This window comes from Pseudomonas azotoformans (genome assembly GCF_001579805.1).
GTDB lineage: Bacteria > Pseudomonadota > Gammaproteobacteria > Pseudomonadales > Pseudomonadaceae > Aquipseudomonas > Aquipseudomonas azotoformans_A.
The window spans coordinates 2,554,141-2,575,854 of the sequence record NZ_CP014546.1 but is presented as its reverse complement, the minus strand read 5'-3'; the positions used below and the strand labels follow the sequence as shown (position 1 = coordinate 2,575,854).

Sequence of the window (21,714 nt, the reverse complement as noted above, 5' to 3'; positions counted from 1 at the left end):
CAGTGCTTGGGTACAATTCCACGCTAATTTGATCGGTATCAGGAACACTTACATGATCGCTTGCCTGCGGCTGCTCTCCGCCCTCTGCCTCGCTGCCTTGTTGGCCGCGTGTGCCAGCTCGCCCTCGTCCAGCCTTGGCGACCTTCCACGGACCCCGGACGCCAGTATCGAGCAACTGCTCGAACAGGCCACCACCGCCAAGACGCCAGAAAAGGCCGCATTACTGCGCCTGAGTGCGGCAGACATGGCCTACAAGCAGAACAACCCTGGCCGCTCGTCGCAGATTCTTGCGCAGGTGCCCCTGGATGTCCTCAAGCCCGCCGCGCAAGTGTTTGCCAGCACCTTGGCCGCCGAATTGGCCATGGCGCGCAACCAGCCCAAGGCCGCGTTGACCGCCCTGAACCACCCGAGCCTGCAAAGCCTGAAGGACCTGCCGCCTGAACAGCAGGTCCGCACCGGCAGCGTGCACGCCCGTGCCTATGAAGCGGATGGCCAGACCCTGGCCGCCGCCCGCGAACGTGTGGCCATGGCCCCGCTGCTCACAGGCGATGCCGCCAAAAGCAACCACGAAGCCATCTGGGTATTGATTGCCGCCCTGCCGGCTGAACAGCTGCAAGCCAGCGGCAACCCGACGCTCGACGGCTGGATCACCCTGGCCCAGGCGGTCAAGGGCGCCGGCACGCTGGAGCAGCAACAAGCCGCCATCGATACCTGGCGCGCTCAGAACCCGGGGCATCCGGCGGCTGTGCAACTGCCAACGCCACTGACCAAGCTCAAGGAACTGGCGAGCCAGCCCCTGACCAAGATCGCCCTGCTGCTGCCACAGGATGGCCCGCTGGCCTCCGTCGGCAAGGCACTGCGTGAAGGCTTCATGGCGGCGCACTACCAGGCTGAGCAAGCCGGGCAGAAGCCGCCGGTCATCGAGTTCTATGACAGCTCGCGCCTCAACTCCCTCGACGACTTCTACGCCAAGGCCCAGGCGGCCGGCGTGCAACTGGTGGTCGGCCCCGCTGGAAAAACCGCTGGTCAAACAGCTCAGCGCACGTCCGCAGTTACCGATCACCACCCTGGCGCTGAACTACAGCGAGACTGATCGCAGCCCGGCGCAACTGTTCCAATTCGGTTTGGCCGCAGAAGACGAAGCCCGCGAAGTATCGCGCCGCGCCCGTGCCGATGGCCTGCACCGTGCGGCTGCAATGGTGCCCCGTGGCGAATGGGGCGAGCGAGTCTACAAGGCCTTCCGCCAGGACTGGGAAGCCAATGGCGGCCAGGTCATGGGGGTCGAGTATGTCGATCAGCCAGTCGCCCTTGCCCAGCAAATTGCCGACCTGTTCCAACTACGTAAAAGCGAAGGCCGCGCCAAGAGCCTGCAAAGCACCGTCGGCACCGACGTCGCCGCGCAACCTTCGCGTCGCCAGGACATCGAGTTCATCTTCCTGGCCGTGACGCCGCAACTGGCCCAGCAGATCAAGCCAACCCTGAACTTCCAATATGCCGGCGATGTGCCGGTGTACGCCACGTCCCACGTGTTCAGCGCCAGCGGCGACAAGAACCAGTACCTGGACATGACCAACGTGATGTTCTGCGAAACCCCTTGGCTGCTCAACACCACCGACCCACTGCGCAACCAGGTTGCCGCACAATGGCCGCAAGCCAATGGCAGCCTCGGCCGCCTGTACGCGATGGGCGTCGATGCCTACCGCCTGGCGCCGCGCCTGGGGCAACTCAAGGCGCTGCCGGACACCCGTGTTGAAGGCCTGTCGGGCAACCTGGGCATCAGCGCCAACCAGCGCGTTGATCGCCAGATGCCATGGGCCAAGTTTGTCGGCGGCGAGATCCAGCGCCTGCCGGACACCCCGCGCTGATGCCTGAGCGGTCCAGCGCACAAAGCGGCAAGGACGCCGAACTACAAGCTCTGAAACACTTGCAACAACAGGGTCTGCGCCTACTGGCGCAGAACTGGTTGTGTAAACGCGGCGAGCTTGATCTGGTCATGCTTGACGGCGATACAGTAGTATTCGTCGAAGTCCGCTATAGAAAACACGCACAATGGGGTGGCGCGCTCGCCAGTATTGACGGGCGCAAGCGTCAAAAGCTGATACTCGCCGCGCAGTTTTTCCTGCAAAAAGAGCATCGCTGGGCCGACGCCCCCTGCCGTTTCGATGTGGTTGCCATAGAAAGCACACCGTCTGGTCAGGCTGATCTGAACTGGCTGAAAAATGCCTTCGACAGCTGATTCGCCGGACATCTTCACCACACACTTTTGCTCTTTGCTTTGCGGGCTGCACATTCCTGTGCCAAACAGCCGCGCTACTTAAGGTCACACAGATGGACATGCAATCCCGAATTCGCCAGCTTTTCCAGGCCAGCATCGACACCAAGCAACAGGCGATGGACGTACTTGCACCGCACATCGAGCAAGCCAGTCAGGTCATGGTCAATGCCTTGCTCAACGAGGGCAAAATGCTTTCGTGCGGCAACGGTGGTTCGGCCGGCGACGCCCAGCATTTCTCGTCCGAGCTGCTCAACCGCTTCGAGCGTGAGCGCCCTAGCCTGCCGGCCATTGCCTTGACCACCGACTCGTCGACGATTACCTCGATCGCCAACGACTACAGCTATAACGAAATTTTCTCCAAGCAGATCCGCGCCCTGGGCCAACCCGGCGATGTGCTGCTGGCGATTTCCACCAGCGGCAACTCGGCGAATATTATTCAGGCGATCCAGGCCGCACATGATCGCGAAATGATTGTCGTAGCATTGACCGGGCGCGATGGCGGCGGCATGGCTTCGCTGCTGTTGCCTGAAGATGTGGAGATTCGCGTCCCGGCCAATGTCACCGCACGTATCCAGGAAGTCCACCTGCTGGCGATCCACTGCCTGTGCGATCTGATCGACAGCCAACTGTTTGGGAGTGAAGAATGACCGTTAACCGCCTGAGCCTTTTGGCCATCACCCTGTGCCTCGCTATCAGCGGCTGCAGCACGGCCATCACTGCAACACGCGACACCCCTATTCAGGATGACAAGGGCACCCGTACCTTCGGCAGCAAGATCGATGACTCGCTGATCGAAACCAAGGTTGAAGTCAACGTCGCCAAGGCCGCCACCGACCTGGGCAACGGCGCCTCGCGCATTGTGGTCACCAGCTTCAACGGCGTAGTACTGCTCGCCGGCCAGACGCCACGCGCCGACCTCAAGGCCCAGGCCGAACAAGCCGCCGCCGCTGTACAGCGCGTGAAGAAGGTGCACAACGAATTGCAGGTGATGGACCCGATCACCCTGCTGGCCATCAGCAACGACGCGCTGCTGACGACCAAGATCAAGGCGCAGATGCTCACCGATAACGCGATCCCTGGCTCGCGCATCAAGGTCGTGACCGATAACGGCATCGTCTACCTGATGGGCCTGCTCACCCAGGCCGAAGCCACTCGCGCAGCCAACTTGGTGCAGGGTGTGTCCGGGGTACAGAAAATCGTCAAGGTGTTCGAGTACATCGACTGACCGAAACGACAGTGTCTAGTCCTGAAATAGGTTTACACCTGTTTCAGTCTCAAAACGCCCGATGCACCGCATCGGGCGTTTTGTATTTCAGGGACAGGTGTGGCCGTTCCCCGTTGTAGATCAGCACCGACTCATCCACCATTTTCACTGCGTCCGCCAGATTTTTAGGGCGATACAGCAGGAACTCGGTCTTCAAAATGCCGTTTATCCTCTCCGCCAGAGCATTCTGGTAGCAGTCATAGCCGTCGGTCATTGAGCACCTGACGCCATGACTAGCGTGCAAGCGTTGATAAAGCTCAGAGCAGTATTGGGCTCCACGGTCTGAGTGATGGATCAGTGGCAGCGTGCTTCGGCGCTCACCAACTGCCTTTTCCATCGCCTTGATTACCGACTCGGTATGCAAGCTCTCATGCACATGATGGCCTACGATCTTGCGCGAGTAGGCGTCTGTCACCAGGCTCACATAAGCCACGCTTTCCTGTGTCGGCAGGTAGGTGATGTCTGCAACCCAGACCTGCTCTGGCCTATTGGCCACTATCTGCTCATGACCTGCTTTGAGCAGGTTAGGGTGTCGGCGAAAACGGTGATGGCTGTCCGTCGTTTTGTGGTATGCCCGTTTGCGTACAACCAGTTCTCGAGCGTTGCGCAGGATGCTAAACAGGCGGTCTCTGCCGACCCGAACTGATGCACCAACTTCAACGCTCATCAGGTAATGCAGCTTGCGCGTGCCTATCCGTGGCTGACGGCGGCGCTTTTCAAGAACAAAGTCCATGACCTCTTGATCTTGACGAGCCCTCTCGTCGAAAACCCGATTGCGTTGGTAATACGCTTGGCGCGAAATGCTCATAAACAGGCAAGCCCTCGTGATGCTCAGGCCTTGGATTTGCCCTTGCGAGAGGACTTGCCGGGTCGCTTTTTTACGACGGAAACACCGTAGTCATTTTTCAGAACATTCACGACGGCTTCGAAGAATTGCGCTTTCTGATTGCTTAGCGCCAGCTGTTCTTCGAGCTCTTTGATCCGCTGCTCGGGGGTCAGCGGGAGGGTTGGCTCGGTCATGGACCTGCTCCTCGGCTCTCGAATTGACGCGCCTTGGCTCCAGTCCTGCCGGCCGTGCTTGCGTAGCCAGACCAGTACTGTGGACCGGCCCTGAATGCCGTAGCGCCGTTGAGCCTCTTTATAACTCAACTCGCCCTTTTCGACCTGGTCTACGACCGATAATTTAAAGGCTAGCGTGTAGTCACGCTGGCTCCGCCTTTTGCCCGAATCCATTGACTCCTCCTGAAGATAGGTCAGAAGGCGTAAACCTTATTCAGGACGGGACACAGCCACAAAAAAGGGCGCCGCACGGCGCCCTTTTTTATTAGCGAATGTTTACTGGTACTGCGAGTACGGGTTGCCCTGGAACTGGTTGTTCTGTTGTGGCGCCTGTTGCTGGGCACCTGGCTGGCCATACTGCTGGCCTGGGATCGGGCCGAGGTTGACTTCTACGCGACGGTTCTGGGCACGGCCGTTGACGTCGGCGTTGCTGGCAATCGGGTTATCCGGGCCAGCACCGCGGGCGCTCAGGTTGGCGCCGTTGACGCCTTGGGACGTCAGGTAGTTGGCCACGCTCTGGGCGCGACGCTGGGACAGGTCCATGTTCAACTGGCGGCTACCCGTGCTGTCGGTGTAGCCGACGATCTGGATAGTGTTCTGGTTGAACTGCTTGAGCGAGTTGGCCAGGTTGTTCAGCGGCTGGTAGAAGCTGCTGGAGATCGCGTCCGAGTTGGTCGCGAAGGTGATGTTGCCCGGCATGATCAGCTTGATCTGGTCACCCTGGCGCTGAACTTCAACACCGGTGTTGGCCATGCTTTCACGCAGTTTCTTTTCCTGCTGGTCGGCGTAATAGCCGTAACCCGCAGCGCCGGCACCCGCTACGACGGCGCCGATCAGTGCGCCCTTGCCACGGTTGTTGTGGTCGATGGCCGCACCCGCCAAAGCACCTGCCAGGGCACCCAGGCCACCGTACTTGGCGGTTTTGCTCATACCGCCGGATTCATTACTCGCCTGTCCCTGGCTGCTGCCGTCATAAGGGTTAGGTGATGCGCAGCCGGACAACAGAGCTACGACGGTAGCGACAACAAGCAGACGACGCGAAGTGAACATGAAGGGAGCTCCTACTTTTGCATTCTATGGTGCAAAGGACATTGGCAATGGACCTGTGCCGAGTTTGGAACGCGACAAACGGTAAAAATTCCGTGGCTACAGAAACCGTAGCAGACGCACGCTGAACACGACCTGAGTTTTTGCTACAAGGCTTGCCTGTTATAGAACGCGTTCTGCCGGGTAATTATTCCTTCACGCCCTCACAAAAGGGTTCTCACGCATTTCATCGCCCAATCGGGTATCCGGCCCGTGACCGGTCACCACCGTCGCGCCCTCGTCCAGGGTGTACAGGCGCTGCTTGATCGAACGCACGATGGTCGCCTGGTCGCCGCCCCACAAATCCGTACGCCCGATGCCGCGACGAAACAACGTGTCGCCGGCAATCAGCAGCTTGGCATCGGCAAACCAGAAGCTCATCGACCCCGGCGTATGGCCTGGGGTGTGCAACGCCACGCCACAGCCGCAGGCCAACTCTTCATCATGCTCCAGCCAGCGATCCGGCGAAGGCACCGGGGTATAAGGCACGCGAAACATCTGGCATTGCATTTCCAGATTGTCCCAAAGGAATTGATCTTCTTTGTGCAGATGCAAAGTGGCACCGGTCTTCTCTTTCAGCTGGCCGGACGCCAGGAAATGATCCAGGTGGGCATGAGTGTGGATGATGCTCACCACCTTCAATCCCAAGGCATCTAGCCTCGTAAGGATCAACTCATGATTACCGCCTGGGTCGACCACGATGGCCTTTTTGCTGATCGGATCGCCGATGATGGTGCAGTTGCACTGCAACGGGCCGACGGGAAAAGTTTCGCGGATGAGGGTCGGCTTGGCGGTTTCCATTCAGGGTCCTGTCGTGCAAGTGAAATGTCGATTCCGGGCAGGTATCGCCAGAATAATTGCACCATTAAAACAGACTGGGCCCCTCCTAGCCGATCAACCTCAGCTCTTGAGCCCTAGCCACCGCCTGGGTACGCCGCTCCACACCCAGCTTGCTGTTGATGTGGCTCGCGTGTGTCTTGACCGTGTGCAGGGAGATAAACAACCGGTTGCTGATCTCTTGGTTGGAACACCCCTGAGCAATCAATTGCAGCACCGCCAGCTCCCGCGCGCTCAACGTCTCATGGGTTGAAACGGCCTCCACCACCACGACCGACGGCAACAACGCCAGCAGACTCTGGTTCAGCAGCCCATGGGGATCTTTGGCAAGCTGCTCACGCATCCAGTCTGGATGAGTCTCCAGCAAACGCTGGAAGGGTTGCAACGCGCCACCCATGCCGGCCTCAAGGGCCTGGGCAAACACCGGACGCGCCTTGGCCTCCTGGCCGTCTTCCAGCAGCAGTTGCACCTGTTGGGTCAGGGCCATCAGCGCGATCATCTGACGCCCGCTGTTGTGCGCCTGTTGCGCCAGTTCTTCAAGGCGCTGCAACGCTGCAGCAGGTTGGTGGCGAGTCGCGTCCAACGCAGCCTGTTGCAGCCCGATGTGCTGCGGCAGGTGTGGGTGGAACTCCGGCGCCGCGGCGGCGTGTTCGCCATTGTAGGTTTGCCCCAGGCGCGTCAACCAGGCGTCGGCCAGGTCGGTACGGCCTTGGGCCAGCCACAGCTCGCACTTGATCAAGGTGATCATTGCCAGGTAGTAGATCGGCGGCACGTCCCAGATATGCATCAGGCGTTCGGCCTCGGCCAGTTCGGCGAAGGCTTTGGCGAAGTCGCCACGGCGCCCCTCGAAATTGGCAATCACACAATGGCCGATCAACACACTGATATCGCGACACGCGCGGGCTTCAGCAAGACCGGCACGCAAACGGGCAAGACCCGCTTCGGGCTGGAGCCGCACCAGCAACAAAAAACCCTCGTAAAGCGATAACCGTGCACGCACCGCGTACAAGCGCTGCGGCGCCAGGCCGTGCAGGCGTTGCAGGCCCTGGCGCACTTCATCCAGGGAACGCAGGATCTCGCCGCGCGCCTGCAACACCCGCGCGCGGTCGTAATGGGCCAGGGCTTCGAACAAGGGGTTGCCGACGCGCTGCGCCAGTTCCAGGGATTCACGATTCAAACCCCGTGCACGCCACAGGTCGGCATCGACAATGGCCAGGTTGGACAGGGTCGACAAGCACATCAACCGCTGGCCGTAACGCCGTTGCGGCAAGCTTTCCAGCGCTTCGCTGCAATAGCGCTGGGTCAGTTCGCGATCGCCACGGCCACGGGCGATGATCCCGCTCAATGCCAGCCACTGGGCCAACATCGACTTTTGCGCAGTGGCCGACGGCGCCGGCAGGAAGCGACTGAGGTAACTGGACAGTTCCTCCGCCGCATCCAGTTGGCAGGCCAGGCCCAAGGCCCAGCTGTAGAGCACGATCAAGCGCGGCGTGCTGATCAATAGGCTGTCAGGCAAGTCCATTTTCCAGCGCAGCAACATGCCCACGTTCTGCTCGGCCAACAGTTGTTCTTCGGAAAGGTTTTGTACCAGATTCGCAGCCACATCCAGGTGACCGGCGCGCAACGCCTGCTCCACCGCCTCGTCGATCAAACCTTGGGCATTGAACCAGCGACACGCGCGCAGGTGCAGGCTGGCCGCCGGCAGCACGTTGCTGCTGGCGCGCCGCGTGCGCAGCAAATCCGAAAAAAGATGGTGATAACGGTACCAATGGCCCTGGTCGTCCAGCGGCACCAGGAACACTTGGTGCGCCTGGAGGTAACGCAGGATTTCGGCGCTGTCGTGGGCCTCACGCACCGCGTCGCAGAGTTCGCTGCAAAAACGGTCCTGAGGGGCGGTGTCGTACAAAAACGCCTGCACTTCGGTCGGCAGGCAGTCGATGACTTCTTCCAGCAGGTAATCGCGGATCAGCCCTTCGCCGCCGTGCAGACTCTGCGGCAAGGCGCCGTCGCTGCCAGCCTCGGAGGCGGCCAGTAGCCAGAAACGCAGGCCGGCGACCCAGCCTTCGCTGCGGCGGATCAGGTTGTCGAGAGCTTCGCCGCGCAAGGAACTGCTGTGACGATCCAGCACGGCCAGTGATTCCTCGTGCGTCAGGCGCAGATCCTGTTCGTGCAGTTCCAGTAGGTGACGCGACAACCGCAGCCGCGCCAGATGCCAGTCCGGCCGCTGACGGCTAGTGACCAATACCACCAGGCCATCAGGCAAATGATTGAGGAAAAACTGCAGGCAACGGTCGAGCACCGGCCCCTGGGCCAGATGGTAATCATCCAGCACCAGTAATAACGGCGCCAGGGTGGACAGCTGCACCGCCAGCTCGTCGAGCAGGCCATCGAGCCATTCTTCAAAGGCAAAGGGTTGATGACGCTGACGCATTTTCAGCAGGCCCAGGGATTGGGCGCCGAGTTGCGGGAAGAATTGCTGCAAGCCGTCGAGCAGGCGTTCGAGGAAACGCCCAGGGTCGTTGTCTCGTGGACTGAGGCCCAGCCACAGGCTTTGCCAATGGGCCGGCAAGCCCTGGCAGAACTCCACCGCCAATGAACTCTTGCCGAAACCAGCCGGTGCACTGACCAGTAACAGTCGCCCTTCCAGCCCGGCGCTCAGGCGTTCGCACAGGCGCGGGCGCAGCACGTAGCCGTCAGGCAGGGGGGGCCTGTAGAAGCGACCTTCCAGGGTCGGGATTACCGCACTGGCAGGCCCTTGGATTCGGGACAGATCAGTCATCGCCGGGCTCTTGTAGAAGGCTGTTGTCGGCATTGCAGATGTCCGCAGACTAGCGGTAAAAGCCGCCGGTTTGTAGATCTTTGCTACAAATGACTGAAAAAGAACTGCGACAAAAAAATACGCGTACAAAAAAGCCCCGAACCGGTCGGGGCTTCTTTGCGAGGATGCGGCCTCGGTTAACGCACGTTAGCGAACTCCATCCTGGCGCAGGGCCGCCGGGGTGAAGTCACTGGTGGTGGCGGTGAAGCCAAAGTCATACGCCTGCTTCTCTTCGTTCTTCATGCCCAGCGCCAGGTAACGGCCGGACTGCAGGTCGTAGAGGGTTTCCAGGGCGTACCACGGCACTTGCTTGTCGTAGTAGTTCTCGGCATGGGCTTCCGCCACGCGCCACAGTTGGCCACGACCGTCGTAGTGGTCGATCACGGCGGCTTGCCAGGTGTCTTCGTCGATGAAGAAGTCACGCTTGGCGTAGATGTGGCGCTGGCCTTCTTTCAAAGTGGCGACCACGTGCCAGACGCGACGCAACTCGTAGCGGGTCAGGTCCTGGTTGATGTGGCCGGCCTTGATGATGTCGGCGTACTTGAGCTTCGGATCATCGATCTTGTAGCTGTTGGAGGCGATGTAGATTTCTTTCTTGCCGTCCAGCTTCCAGTCGTAGCGATCCGGCGCACCGTTGTACATGTCGAGGTTGTCGGAGGTACGCAGGCCGTCGGCTGCGGTGCCTGGCCCGTCATAGGACACTTGCGGCGCCCGGCGCACACGGCGCTGGCCGGCGTTGTAGACCCAGGCCGACCGCGGTTCCTTCACCTGGTCCAGGGTTTCGTGCACCAACAGTACACCACCGGCCAGACGGGCCGGCGCGGTCACTTGCTGCTTGAAGTAGAACAGCACGTTGCCCGGATTTTTCGGGTCGTAGTCCTTCATCTTGTCGCGGAACACAAACTGGTCACGGAAATACACCAGGCTGTAGGAACCGTTGGTTTGCGGCGTAGCCTGGGTTACCAAACGGGTTACGCTGCCGCCGCGATAGCGAGTGATGTGGTTCCAGATCACCTCGACACCGCTTTTCGGGATCGGGAACGGCACGGCGGTTTCGAAGTTTTCCAGGCCGTTGCCGCCAGACACCAGGTTGGTGTTGGTGGCGTTCTTCTTGATGGAGGCAAACACATCCGCTGGCACCGTGGCGCCGCGATGAGTCGGGTAGACCGGCATCTTGAAGGTTTCCGGGTAGCGCTTGAACATCGCGTACTGCCCCGGCGCCAGCTTGTCTTTGTACTGCTCGACGTTCGCCGCCGTGATGGTGAATTGCGGTTGTTCACTGGCGTAGGGGTTGGCCAGGAATCCACGGGCGTCGACAGCGCCGGCGTTGGTGGGCAGCGGTGACCATTTAGGAATGGTGCCCGCCGCGTTACCGGCCATTTCAGCGCCCATCGGCGTCAGGGTCGTGCCCAGCTTGGCGGCTTCATCCGCCGACACTGCCGCCATGACGTTGCTCGCCAGGATCGACAGCCCAAGCACACCCACGTGCAACAGACTTTTGGTTATTTTCATGTTCTGGTCTTCCTGAAAATACATGCATCTAAAAAGAGTGTGCTTAGAAGTTGGCGCCGAAGCTCAACGCGACGAAGTCGCGGTCATCCACCGTACTGAACTTGCCACCAAAGAAGTTGGTGTAGGCCAGGCTGGCGGTGTAGGTGTTCTGATACTCGGCATCCAGGCCCAGGCTGACCGCCTTGCGACCTTCTTCGAAGTTACCGCCAGGGCCTGGCGAATAGCCTTTTACGTCGTGAGACCACGCAACGTTAGGCTTGAGGTTCACACCCGCGAAGACGTCCGGGTATTCCCAGATTGCACGACCACGGTAGCCCCAAGAGGTGGCTGTGGTGAAACCATCGTTGTCGCAGTACTTGGACATATTGCTCGCATCGGTACCGGGCCCTGCGCCGCCGATAGTCGATGGGTTGAGAATCTGTGAGCAGGTATTACGCGCGCCTGTCGCAGGCAATGCACCAGGACCAAAGACTGGGTCTCGACCATAACGGACATCCGATTTACTTTCGAGGCCACCGACATGGGTGACTCCCAACTCACCCACCAAGGTTAAGCGACTGGCGCCCATCACTTGATCGAAGAAGTGCGTCAAGGTGGTCTGGAACTGAGTGATTTCTTTACGACGGTAGCCGTTCAAGTCCTGGCCAGGACTGCCTTTGAGCAAAGAGGCATTGCTCAAGCCAAACGCAGCAGGCAGGTCCCGGACGCCGGCATACAGGATGTCCGTGGTGTTCAGTTGCACAGGCGCGTTAGGACGATAGCTGATCTCGCCACTCCAGGCGGTGCCAGTAGGCAGCGTGGTCGAAAAGCTCAGACCGTACAGGCGGATATCTTCCGGGTATTCAACGAAATACTTGGAGTTACCCGCAATAAATACCGGGGCCAGAGCGCCAAAGGTCGGCGCCCTTGCATAGGCGGATGCCGGAGCCGCCGTCGCGCTGAAAATCGGTGCACGGCTGTGGTAGTTCATGAAGTAGGCGCCGAATTCAGTGTCCAGCGGCTCGAAGTTGTAGTGCATGGCCACGCCGAATTGGCCGCCGTCGCGCGCCTCGCGATCTTTGGTGCGACGAACCAGTGTGCCCTCTTCGTTGGTATCAATCCCCAGAGCGTTGAACGCTGCCAATGCCCCCGGGCCACCTGGTTGTCCAGCGATGGTCGAGCGCTTGGCAAGCAGGCGCAGATTGTCATCACAGCCTTTGGAGACCACATCTGGCTGCGAGAAGAACGTCCCGCAGTTATCCGTCACCGTCTGCTGCCAATCCAATTGGTAAAACGCTTCTGCCGATAGATTATCGGTCAGCGTTTGTGACACGTAGAACATGTTGACTGGAATCAGGCCTTCCTTGATTTCAGCCCCTGGGCGTCGGAACGCCGAAACGTCAATCGGGTTGACCGAGTTGATGCCGCCACCAATGAAGGTGCTTTCACCCCAGCTCACAACTTGCTTGCCAAACCGCACAGACCCTGGCTCATCGGCGATTGAGTAGTTGTGATAAATGAATGCGTCGAGTATCTGCCCGCCAGACGAGCGAGCGCCCTGCTGGCGGCCTTTGTCGCTGATATCCTTGAACTCGCGGCTTTCGTCCTTGAGTTCAAAGTCATACCAATACTTACCTCGCACAAACACACCGGTATCGCCGTACTTCAGTTCCAGATCATGGATGCCCTTGAAGATCTTCGAGAAGGTCTCCCCACGCTTGAAGTTCAAGTGGCCGTCATCGGAAGTCTGGGACAAACCCCTGCCACCGTTGTTGACACCGATCAGATCGCGGTTGGCCTTCGCTGTCGACCAACTGGCCCCCACGGAAAGCGACGAGTCAAAACTCCCTTCGATTTCACCAATGTTGAAACTGACGCCGAATGCGGGCCCGGCGAGCGTAGAAGCGAGACTGACGGCCAGGGGCAGTCTTGCCCGGCGCCAGAACTGGTTTACTGAGGTCATCGACGCTACTCCATGTGCATTATTGTTATGGCAGTGAGTTCTTTCTGTGATGCATGTAACGGCCGGAATACAACGATTCCAATGCCGCTCGGCAGCCGAGCCCCCATGGCCCGTAGCGGAACATCCTTGAAAAACTCTGGAAGGGACTATAGCCAGCAGGGGGTAGTGCTTGATCCCTCTAAAGTGTGATTTGCATCACCAACCCGTCTGCCACGACCCTTTCGCCACGTCGACGAAGGCCGACGCGGCAAGGATGGCTGAAAATCGGCAAATCACAAGTAAAGGCGCCAGATAGAGCATTGCCGTGCCCGAACGGGCACGGCGAGGGGCGTCAGAGGGTGGACAGGAAGGTGCTGTTATTGGCCTGCCATTCGATGATGTCGATGCGGATACGTTTTTTGTCGAGCTTGCCGACACTGGTCTTGGGAATTTCCGTAACAACGGCAATCTGGCTCGGAATCGCCCACTTGCTCAAGTGGCCCAGTTCCACGAACGGCTTGAGGTGTTCCTTGAGCTCACGGGCCCCTATCACATGGCCATCACGCACCACCAGCAACGCAAACGGACGCTCGCCCCACTGCGGATCGGCGATACCCACCACCGCTACTTCGCGTACCGCCGGGTGCCGGCTGACCAGGTCTTCGAGGGCCAGGGAGGAGATCCACTCGCCGCCGGTCTTGATCACATCCTTGATGCGGTCGCGGATGTCGATCACGCCGAAGGCATCCAGCGTGGCCACGTCGCCCGTGTGCATCCAGCCGCCTTCCCACAGCTCGGCGCCTTTTTGCGGCTCGTTGAAATAGCCTTCGCTGAGCCATGGCGCGCGCAGCACCAGCTCACCTTGGGACTCGCCGTCAGCGGGCAAGAAGTTTCCATCACCGTCGATGATCGCCGCCTCCACCAACGGCCCGGGCACGCCAGCCTTGATGCGGTAAGTGGTGCGCTCATCCTCGCTGCCAGCCATCAGTTCTTCGTTGAGGTGGGCGCAGGACACCAATGGCCCGGTCTCGGACATGCCGTAGGCGGCGGTCAACTGAATGCCACGGGCCTTGGACGCTTCGTACAGCGAACGGTTAAGCGCACTGCCGCCGATGACGATTTTCCAGCCACCGAAATCCACGTCCTGGGCCGCCTTGGCGTTGAGCACCATTTGCAGGATGGTCGGTACGCAGTGGGAGAAGGTGACCTTTTCCTTGCGCCACAGCTCCACCAGGTATTCCGGGTCGTAGCGGCCAGGGTAGACCTGCTTCAGGCCGAGCATGGTCGCCACATACGGCAAACCCCAGGCATGCACGTGGAACATCGGCGTGATCGGCATGTACACGTCGTTGGTGCCCAGCAGCCGCACGCTGTCGACGCTGCCCATGATGGTCGCCACGCCCATGGTGTGCAGCACCAACTGGCGGTGGGTGAAATACACGCCCTTGGGGTTACCGGTGGTGCCGGTGGTGTAGAAGGTGGTGGCGACGGAGTGTTCGTCGAAGTCCTGGAAGTCGTACTTCGGGCTGGCGGCGGCCAGCAGGGTTTCGTACTCGCCCACCAGGTTGGGCAGTTCGGCGGTCTTGGACTCGCCGTCGGTAAGCAGCAGAGTCTTGTCGACCGTAGTCAACTGCCCAGCAATCGCCTGGTAAAGCCCCACGAACTCACTGTTGACCAGCACAAAGCGGTCCTCGGCGTGGTTCATGGTGTAGAGGATCTGTTCCGGCGACAGGCGCACGTTGATGGTGTGGATCACCGCACCAATCATCGGGATGGCGAACATGCATTCCAGGTAACGGTGGCTGTCCCAGTCCATCACCGCCACGGTATCACCGGCCTTCACGCCCGCTTCAGTCAGCACATTGGCCAGGCGCGCAACACGCTCGATCAGGGTGGGGTAGGTGTAGCGCAGTTTGTCGCGGTAGACGATTTCCCGGGTCTTTTCATAGCGGGTGCCGGACATCAACAGGCGTTTGATCAACAGCGGGTATTGGTACGCACCTTCGGCGGGCGGATTGACGCGGGTCTGCAACATACGAATCCCTTTTATGACTGCACGGTCTTGGCTGAAAGAACTGCACTGTAGAGCGCTTATGTTTCAGCCAAATCAGCCAAAGGAATGATTTGCAGAACCCAATAAATGCTAGCTTTGAGCCATCATCCGATTCACTTCATGCTGGTGAAGGCCAGCTTGACCCCAATCGCAATCAACACCGCGCCCATGGTGCGGTCGAACCAGTGCCCCATCCGCGCAAACCCGGCGCGCACGCGCTGCTGGCTGAACAGCATGGCCACCAGGCAGAACCACAGCGCCGTCGCCACCGCCAGGTACACGCCGTAACCGGCCTGGATCGCCAGCGGGGTGTGGGGGTTGATCACCACGGTGAACAATGACAGGAAAAACAGCGTGGCCTTGGGGTTCAAGCCATTGGTCACGAAACCGGCGGTAAACGCGCCACGCGGGGTGCGCTCGCCGGCTTCGCGGTGCAAATCGCCTTCGGCGGCAGGTTTGGCCGGCTGCGCGCGCAGGGCCTTGAAGCCGATGTACAGCAGGTAGGCGGCGGCCGCCCATTTCAGGGCGTTGAACAGCACGATGGACTGGGACACGATCAAGCCGATACCGAGCAACGAATAACCCACGTGCAGGAAAATCGCCGAACCGACGCCCAGCGCAGTCCAGGTCCCGGCGCGACGGCCGTGGGTCACGCTTTCACGCACCACCACCGCGAAATCCGGGCCGGGGCTGGCCACCGCCAACAAGTGAATCAGGGCTACGGTCAAGAACTCGGCGGCGTACATGCTCACTCCAATTAAGTAACTGATTATTTCATCTGATAGGCTCGAGAGATTACGCCTTCGAACCCTGTCGCAAAAGGTACAGTTGATGACGAACAATCGCCGCGCCGTCTTCCTTGATCACCCGTCCCTGGACCTGGGGGACCTCGACCTCTGCGAGCTGCGAGGCAGCTTCAGCGAGTTGCAGTTGTTTACCGGCACCACGCCGCAGAACGTGATTGAACGCGTGCAAGGTGCCCACGTGGTCATCAGCAACAAGATCGCGCTCAGTACCGAAACCCTGGCGGCTTGCCCCGAACTCAAGCTGATCCTGGTGTCGGCCACCGGCACCAATAACGTCGACCTCGACGCCGCCCGCGCCCACGGCATCACCGTGAGCAACTGCCAGGGCTACGGCACGCCGTCGGTGGCGCAGCACACGATCATGCTGTTGCTCAACCTGGCGACGCGCTTGAAGGATTATCAACGGGACGTCAGCGCCGGCAAGTGGCAAGAGGCCAAGCAGTTCTGCCTGCTGGACCACCCGATTGTAGAGCTGGAAGGCAAGACCCTCGGCCTGCTCGGTCATGGCGAATTGGGCGGCGCCGTCGCGCGACTGGCTGAAGCGTTCGGCATGCGTGTTGTGCTCGGCGCTATTCCAGGCCGGCCAGCGCGTGCCGACCGCGTGCCATTGGATGAACTGCTGGCGCAGGTGGACGCACTCACCCTTCACTGCCCACTCAACGAACACACCCGCGACTTTATCGGCGCCCGTGAACTGGCGCTGCTCAAGCCTGGCGCGTTTGTGGTCAATACGGCGCGTGGTGGCTTGATCAACGAGCAGGCCCTGGCGGACGCCTTGCGCAGCGGCCATCTGGGCGGCGCGGCCACCGATGTGCTGAGCGTGGAGCCGCCGGCGAATGGCAACCCACTGTTGGCCGGTGACATCCCTCGGCTGATCGTCACCCCGCACAACGCCTGGGGCAGTCGCGAAGCGCGCCAGCGCATCGTCGGCCAACTGGCGGAAAACGCCCGGGGCTTTTTCAACGGGGCCCCGCTGCGCGTCGTCAGTTGATAAACTGCGCCCCTTTTCAAGGAGCAGACCATGGATCCGCGCAGTGAAGTACTGCTTCGTCAGGCCGAACTTTTTCAAGGCAACCTGCTGCTGGTGGGGTTGCCTGCCGACGACCTGCTGGGTCGCCTGCCCAACGCCCACGGCTGGTGCTGGCATGCCGGCGATCAGGCGGCACTCGACGCTCGTTTCCCCGAGCGCAGCCAGTTTGGCGTGAACGTGCCGGAGCGGGCGTTTGATGTGGCGGTGATCTTCCTGCCCAAGTCCAAGGACCTCACCGACTACCTGCTCAACGCCGTGGCCTCGCGTTTGCCCGGCGCCGAGGTGTTTTTGGTCGGCGAGAAGAAAGCCGGGATCGAAAGCGCCGCCAAGCAGCTGATCCCCTTCGGCAAACCGCGCAAGCTCGACAGCGCACGGCATTGCCAACTGTGGCAGATCACCGTGGCCAACGCCCCGCAGGCGGTCGAGCTGGAGAGCCTCGCGCAGGTCTTCGACGTGCCGCTGGCCGAGGGCCCGCTCAAAGTGGTGAGTTTGCCGGGCGTGTTCAGCCACGGGCGCCTGGATCGTGGCACCGAACTGCTGCTGGAACATCTGGACAAACTGCCAAGCGGCCATTTGCTGGACTTCGGTTGCGGCGCGGGGGTGCTGGGGGCTGCGGTCAAACGTCGCTACCCGCACAACACGGTGACAATGCTCGACGTGGATGCCTTCGCCGCCGCCAGCAGTCGCTTGACCCTGGCTGCCAATGGTCTGGAAGCCGACGTACTGACCGGTGACGGCATCGACGCGGCACCCATGGGTTTGAACGCGATTTTGAGCAATCCACCGTTCCATGTCGGTGTGCACACCGATTATTTCGCCACTGAGAATCTGCTGCGAAAAGCGGCGAAACACCTGGCAAAAGGTGGCGAACTTCGCCTGGTCGCCAACAGCTTCCTGAAGTACCAACCGTTGATCGAAGAGCACCTGGGCGTGTGCGCGATCAAGGCCGAGGGCAATGGTTTTCGCATCTATCGCGCCAAGCGCGGCTGACGGGCGTTTGAAAAAGAAGGCTTGCCGAATGGATTTTGCCTAGGCAGAATCCGCTCCGTCCTAGGGGAGTAGTCTCCCACGAGCGCCACGCTCGTCCGGCATACGTCAACATACTTGGTCAGCAGACCATGGCGTATGCGACCCAGGAGTCCGCACAGACGGACCGGGGTTTGACAAGACCTATGACACGCACACCTTACCCGGGGCGGGAAGGCTGTACGTGTCATAGCCGTGTCGACCCGCCCCTGGAAACCTACCTGATGCTGGATTCACTACTCGTTCCTACCGCAATCGTTGCCTTGGCCGAAATCGGCGACAAGACGCAACTGCTCGCGCTCATCCTGGCCGCACGCTTTCGCAAACCCTGGCCGATCATCGCCGGCATCGTCGCCGCGACCCTGGCCAACCATGCGGCCGCCGGTGCCGTGGGCGCCTGGTTCGGCAGTTTCTTCTCGGATGCGGTGTTGCACTGGATCCTCGCGGCGAGCTTCTGCGCCACAGCCTTGTGGACCCTGGTGCCCGACAAACTCGACGATGACGAAGCCAGTACCACGCGCAAATTCGGTCCGTTCCTGACCACGCTGATCGCGTTCTTCCTCGCGGAAATCGGTGACAAGACGCAAATCGCTACGGTGATGCTGGCGGCGCAGTACCCGGAGTTGTGGCTGGTGATTATCGGGACGACCCTGGGCATGCTGATTGCCAACGTGCCGGTGGTCTTGGCGGGGAATTTTGCGGCGGAGAAACTGCCGTTGACGCTGATTCGTCGACTGGCGGCGTCGGCGTTCTTCATCCTGGCGATTGTGGCGGTTTACAAGGCCATGCAGAGCAGCGGTTGGATCTAAACCGATGAGGGTTCCCATGCCCGGCATGGGAACCCTCAACCCTTCAGGACTTTTTGGCCTGCTGGTACAGCGGCATCACCTTCGGAATCGCCGCCTGCAACGAGGCTATTCGGCTGTCAGAAGCCGGGTGGGTACTCATGAACTCCGGCGGCGCACCTTCCGAGGCTTTAGCCATTTTGTTCCACAAGGTGATGGCAGCGTTAGGGTTGTAGCCGGCACGGGCCGACAGTTCCAGGCCGATCAGGTCCGCTTCGTTTTCATTGCTGCGGCTGTTGGGCAAGGTCATGCCGTAGTTGGCCACGGTATCGGCCAATGCCAGGCTGTCCTGGCCGAGGCCGAACAAGGCACCGGCGCCCTGCTTGGCCATCTCGATGCCGTAGGCCTTGGACATGGCTTCACGGCCGTGTTCACGCAAGGCGTGGGCGATTTCATGGCCCATCACGGCAGCCAGTTCGTCATCGGTGAGCTTGAGGTTGTCGATCAAGGCGCTGTACACGAAGATCTTGCCGCCAGGGCCCGCAGTTGGCGTTCATCTCGTCGCTCTTGATCAGGTTCACTTCCCACTTCCATTGCGCGGCATCCGCACGGAAGGTCGGCGCCTGGGCGATCAAGCGGTTGGCGATGGCCTGCACGCGCTTGGCGTTGGCACTGGTCTTGTCCACCTGGCCTTTGCTATTGGCTTCGCCCAACGTCTGCTGGTACGACTGGGCATACATCTGGTCGACTTCCTGGCTCGACAGCATGCTGAACATGTACTGCTTGCGCTCAACCCCAACGGCGCCGCCGCTGGTGGTGTTGACCGACTGACACCCGACCAGCAGCATCGCTGCAACCAGGCCGCTAACTGCCAATGACTTCTTCATGAACCTCTCCCTGAAAACACGCCCTTAAATCATGGCGCGTATCGTAGGCGCTCGTTTGTATCGACGCCAGATACACCAGACGTGTAACCGCTGATTTTCAGATACATCCCACCGCACCCACAACGGCGGCGGGCATTCCATTTGCGACACTCCAAACATTTTTGTAGGACAAGCCCTAATGCCCTGCGCGCCCGTGGCCGATACAAAAAGGCGGATTCTCTCCCCTGCGCCCGGAGCCTTCATGAAATTCAAGTCGATCCAATTTTCCGTCGCGGCACTGGCCGGGGCGATTGTCCTGAGCGTGGTCGCGGTGCTGGTGCTGTACGCCTTGTTTGCCGGAGCGCGGACCCAAGAGATGGTGCAGGATCGCACCCAGGTGCAGTTTGAACAGATCATCGAGCAACGCCTGACCGCCCTAGCCCAGACCCAGGCCACCCTGATCCAGCGCGAACTCGAAGCACCGCTGGTGACCGCCAAGAGCCTGGCCACCGCCAACGCCCTGCTCGGCATGAAAGACGCCAAGGGCGAGCCGGCCCTGCAAGTCGGCCGAGAGCAATTGATCAACCTGCTGCATGAAACCGTGGTGCGCAACCCGAAGATCCTCGGCGCCTACATTGGCTGGGAGCCCAACGCGATCGATCATAACGACGCGGCCTATGTGAACAGCCCCATTGTCGGCATGGCCGCCGACGGCCGCTTTCTGCCGTGGTGGTATCGCAACGCCGATGGCAGCCTGGGCCTGGACAAGCTTGCCGACGTCAACGACCAGAACATCCTCTCCACCGGCGTACGCGCCAGTGAGTACTACCTGTGCTCCAAGGAAAACAAAAAGGCCTGCGCCATCGACCCCGCCCCTTATAAGGTGGGCAATGCGATGGTGATGCTGGCTTCGTTCATCGAGCCGATCATGATCGACGGCGCGTTCCAAGGCATCGTCGGTGCCGACCTGTCGGTGAACTTCATCCAGGACATGCTCACCAGTGCCGATCAAAAACTCTACAACGGCGCGGGTGAACTGGCGCTGATCTCCAGCAACGGTCGCCTGGTGGCCTACACCAAGGACCCCAGCAAGCTCGGCGAAAAGGCCACCGACCTGCTCGACAGCAACGAACTGGCGAACCTCGGCCAACTGAAAGTCGGTGAAGTGCGCTACGACATCGACAAGGAACACGGGCACATCGAACTGTTCCTGCCGTTCAATATCGGCCAGGCAGACGCGCGCTGGACGCTGATGCTGCAACTGCCCCTCAGCGCCGTGATGGCCGATTCGCAGAAGCTGCAAAGCGACCTGGAAGCCCAGCGCAAGACGGACATCTTCGGCATGACCATCGCCGGTCTGTTGATCGCCGGTATCGGCCTGTTGGTGATCTGGCTGGTCGGCCACGGCATTGCCCGTCCGCTCAAGCAAATGGTCGCCATGCTCAATGACATCGCCCAAGGCGAAGGTGACCTGACACGTCGCCTGACCAGTGACCGTGCCGATGAACTCGGTGCGATTGCCACCGGCTTCAACACCTTTTTGATCAAGCTGCAGGGCATGATCACCCAGGTGGTGAGTTCGGTGCAGAAGGTCAGCGATTCCTCGGAACACACCGCCGACATCGCGATCCGTACCAATCAGGGCGTGCATAAGCAGATGGTGGAAATCGATCAAGTCGCCACCGCTGTGCATGAAATGACCGCCACTGCGCAAGACGTTGCGCGCAACGCCACCCAGGCCGCCCAAGCTGCCAGCCATGCCGACCAGGCCGCGAGCCAAGGCATGCGTATTGTGCGCGATACCTCCACCTCCATCGGCGCGCTGGCCGAGGAAATCGGCAAAGCGGTGAGCGTGGTGCAAACCCTGGCCAAGGACAGCGAGAACATCAACGCCATCCTCACCGCGATTCGCGGGATTGCCGAACAGACCAACCTGCTGGCGCTCAACGCCGCCATCGAAGCAGCACGGGCCGGTGAGCAAGGTCGTGGATTTGCGGTGGTCGCCGACGAAGTGCGCAACCTGGCGCAGAAGACCCAAAAAGCCACCGAAGAAATCCAGACCATGATCCAGCAGTTGCAACAAGGCACGCGGGACGTGGTGCGGGTGATGGAGGACAGCCAGAACCGCACCGATGAAAGCGTGCAACACGCAGCCAAGGCGGCCGAAGCGCTGGAGACAATCACCCAGGCCGTCTCGGTGATCAACGACATGAACACCCAGATCGCCAGTGCCGCCGAGGAACAGAGCGCGGTGGCCGAGGACATCAACCGCAACGTGATCAATATCGGCCAGGTGGCCAATGAAGTGGCGGGCGGCGCAGATGAATCCAGCGCGGCCCAGTGCGGACTTGACCAAGCTGGCGGAGCAGCAGCGCC

Annotated in this window: 14 protein-coding genes, 4 pseudogenes and 1 riboswitch; of the genes and pseudogenes, 9 read left to right on the top strand and 9 right to left on the bottom strand. The window is 60.5% G+C overall.

Annotated elements, in window-relative coordinates:
* The first annotated feature begins 52 nt into the window (after positions 1-52).
* The 4 genes and pseudogenes from AYR47_RS11955 to AYR47_RS11940 all read left to right on the top strand — a co-directional run bounded on the left by AYR47_RS11955 (position 53) and on the right by AYR47_RS11940 (position 3,500).
* Positions 53-1,865: pseudogene (locus tag AYR47_RS11955) on the top strand (penicillin-binding protein activator).
* Complete coding sequence (locus AYR47_RS11950) at positions 1,865-2,236, top strand: YraN family protein (protein WP_061435353.1); 372 nt, start codon at positions 1,865-1,867, stop codon at positions 2,234-2,236. Before AYR47_RS11955 ends, AYR47_RS11950 begins: the two are co-directional and overlap by 1 nt.
* Before the next feature lie 92 nt (positions 2,237-2,328).
* On the top strand, positions 2,329-2,922 hold the full coding sequence (locus AYR47_RS11945; RefSeq protein ID WP_007904374.1) for a phosphoheptose isomerase: 594 nt from the start codon (positions 2,329-2,331) through the stop codon (positions 2,920-2,922).
* Positions 2,919-3,500 (top strand): BON domain-containing protein, encoded by a 582-nt coding sequence (locus AYR47_RS11940; RefSeq protein WP_016974948.1) that lies wholly within the window; start codon positions 2,919-2,921, stop codon positions 3,498-3,500. The genes AYR47_RS11945 and AYR47_RS11940 overlap by 4 nt, the downstream gene beginning before the upstream one ends.
* A gap of 49 nt (positions 3,501-3,549) precedes the next feature.
* Here the strand turns inward: AYR47_RS11940 and AYR47_RS11935 are convergent.
* From AYR47_RS11935 to AYR47_RS11895, 8 genes are all read right to left on the bottom strand, one after another.
* A protein-coding gene (locus AYR47_RS11935; protein ID WP_167351249.1) for an IS3 family transposase occupies positions 3,550-4,772 on the bottom strand; the annotation gives its coding sequence in 2 pieces (ribosomal slippage) (positions 3,550-4,421 and positions 4,421-4,772; 1,224 coding nt in all).
* A 102-nt stretch (positions 4,773-4,874) separates the two neighbouring features.
* Positions 4,875-5,648, bottom strand: coding sequence for an OmpA family lipoprotein (locus AYR47_RS11925; RefSeq protein ID WP_012722283.1), 774 nt, complete (start codon positions 5,646-5,648; stop codon positions 4,875-4,877).
* Positions 5,649-5,840: 192 nt separating this feature from the next.
* A complete protein-coding gene (locus AYR47_RS11920; protein ID WP_061435348.1) occupies positions 5,841-6,485 on the bottom strand; it encodes an MBL fold metallo-hydrolase in 645 nt (214 codons plus the stop codon).
* Positions 6,486-6,570: 85 nt separating this feature from the next.
* The gene (locus AYR47_RS11915) at positions 6,571-9,300 is read right to left on the bottom strand and encodes a LuxR C-terminal-related transcriptional regulator (RefSeq protein ID WP_033899441.1); all 2,730 of its coding nucleotides are present in this window, start codon (positions 9,298-9,300) and stop codon (positions 6,571-6,573) included.
* A 186-nt stretch (positions 9,301-9,486) separates the two neighbouring features.
* Positions 9,487-10,851 (bottom strand): DUF1329 domain-containing protein, encoded by a 1,365-nt coding sequence (locus AYR47_RS11910; protein WP_033899439.1) that lies wholly within the window; start codon positions 10,849-10,851, stop codon positions 9,487-9,489.
* Between the two features lie 43 nt (positions 10,852-10,894).
* Positions 10,895-12,793: a DUF1302 domain-containing protein gene (locus AYR47_RS11905; protein ID WP_033899437.1), complete on the bottom strand. Its 1,899-nt coding sequence runs from the start codon at positions 12,791-12,793 to the stop codon at positions 10,895-10,897.
* A 331-nt stretch (positions 12,794-13,124) separates the two neighbouring features.
* Entirely contained in the window at positions 13,125-14,807 is a 1,683-nt protein-coding gene (locus tag AYR47_RS11900) for a fatty acid--CoA ligase (protein ID WP_061435346.1), read from the bottom strand.
* A gap of 131 nt (positions 14,808-14,938) precedes the next feature.
* A complete protein-coding gene (locus tag AYR47_RS11895) occupies positions 14,939-15,571 on the bottom strand; it encodes a LysE family translocator (protein WP_033899434.1) in 633 nt (210 codons plus the stop codon).
* 85 nt (positions 15,572-15,656) lie between these two features.
* Between AYR47_RS11895 and AYR47_RS11890 the strand changes: the two genes are divergently transcribed.
* From AYR47_RS11890 to AYR47_RS11880, 3 genes are all read left to right on the top strand, one after another.
* Entirely contained in the window at positions 15,657-16,622 is a 966-nt protein-coding gene (locus AYR47_RS11890) for a 2-hydroxyacid dehydrogenase (protein ID WP_061435344.1), read from the top strand.
* Between the two features lie 30 nt (positions 16,623-16,652).
* Positions 16,653-17,651 (top strand): class I SAM-dependent methyltransferase, encoded by a 999-nt coding sequence (locus AYR47_RS11885; protein ID WP_033899421.1) that lies wholly within the window; start codon positions 16,653-16,655, stop codon positions 17,649-17,651.
* A gap of 50 nt (positions 17,652-17,701) precedes the next feature.
* A riboswitch (yybP-ykoY riboswitch) is annotated at positions 17,702-17,823 on the top strand.
* Between the two features lie 88 nt (positions 17,824-17,911).
* Positions 17,912-18,496 (top strand): TMEM165/GDT1 family protein, encoded by a 585-nt coding sequence (locus AYR47_RS11880; RefSeq protein WP_016978300.1) that lies wholly within the window; start codon positions 17,912-17,914, stop codon positions 18,494-18,496.
* 43 nt (positions 18,497-18,539) lie between these two features.
* Here the strand turns inward: AYR47_RS11880 and AYR47_RS11875 are convergent.
* Positions 18,540-19,359 (bottom strand): annotated as a pseudogene (locus tag AYR47_RS11875) (M48 family metallopeptidase).
* A gap of 178 nt (positions 19,360-19,537) precedes the next feature.
* On the opposite strand from AYR47_RS11875, the pseudogene AYR47_RS33390 reads away from it, so the two are divergent.
* Positions 19,538-20,833 (top strand): annotated as a pseudogene (locus AYR47_RS33390) (methyl-accepting chemotaxis protein); the annotation flags it as partial.
* A gap of 63 nt (positions 20,834-20,896) precedes the next feature.
* A pseudogene (locus AYR47_RS33385) lies at positions 20,897-21,574 on the top strand (methyl-accepting chemotaxis protein); the annotation flags it as partial.
* Positions 21,575-21,714: the final 140 nt, after the last annotated feature.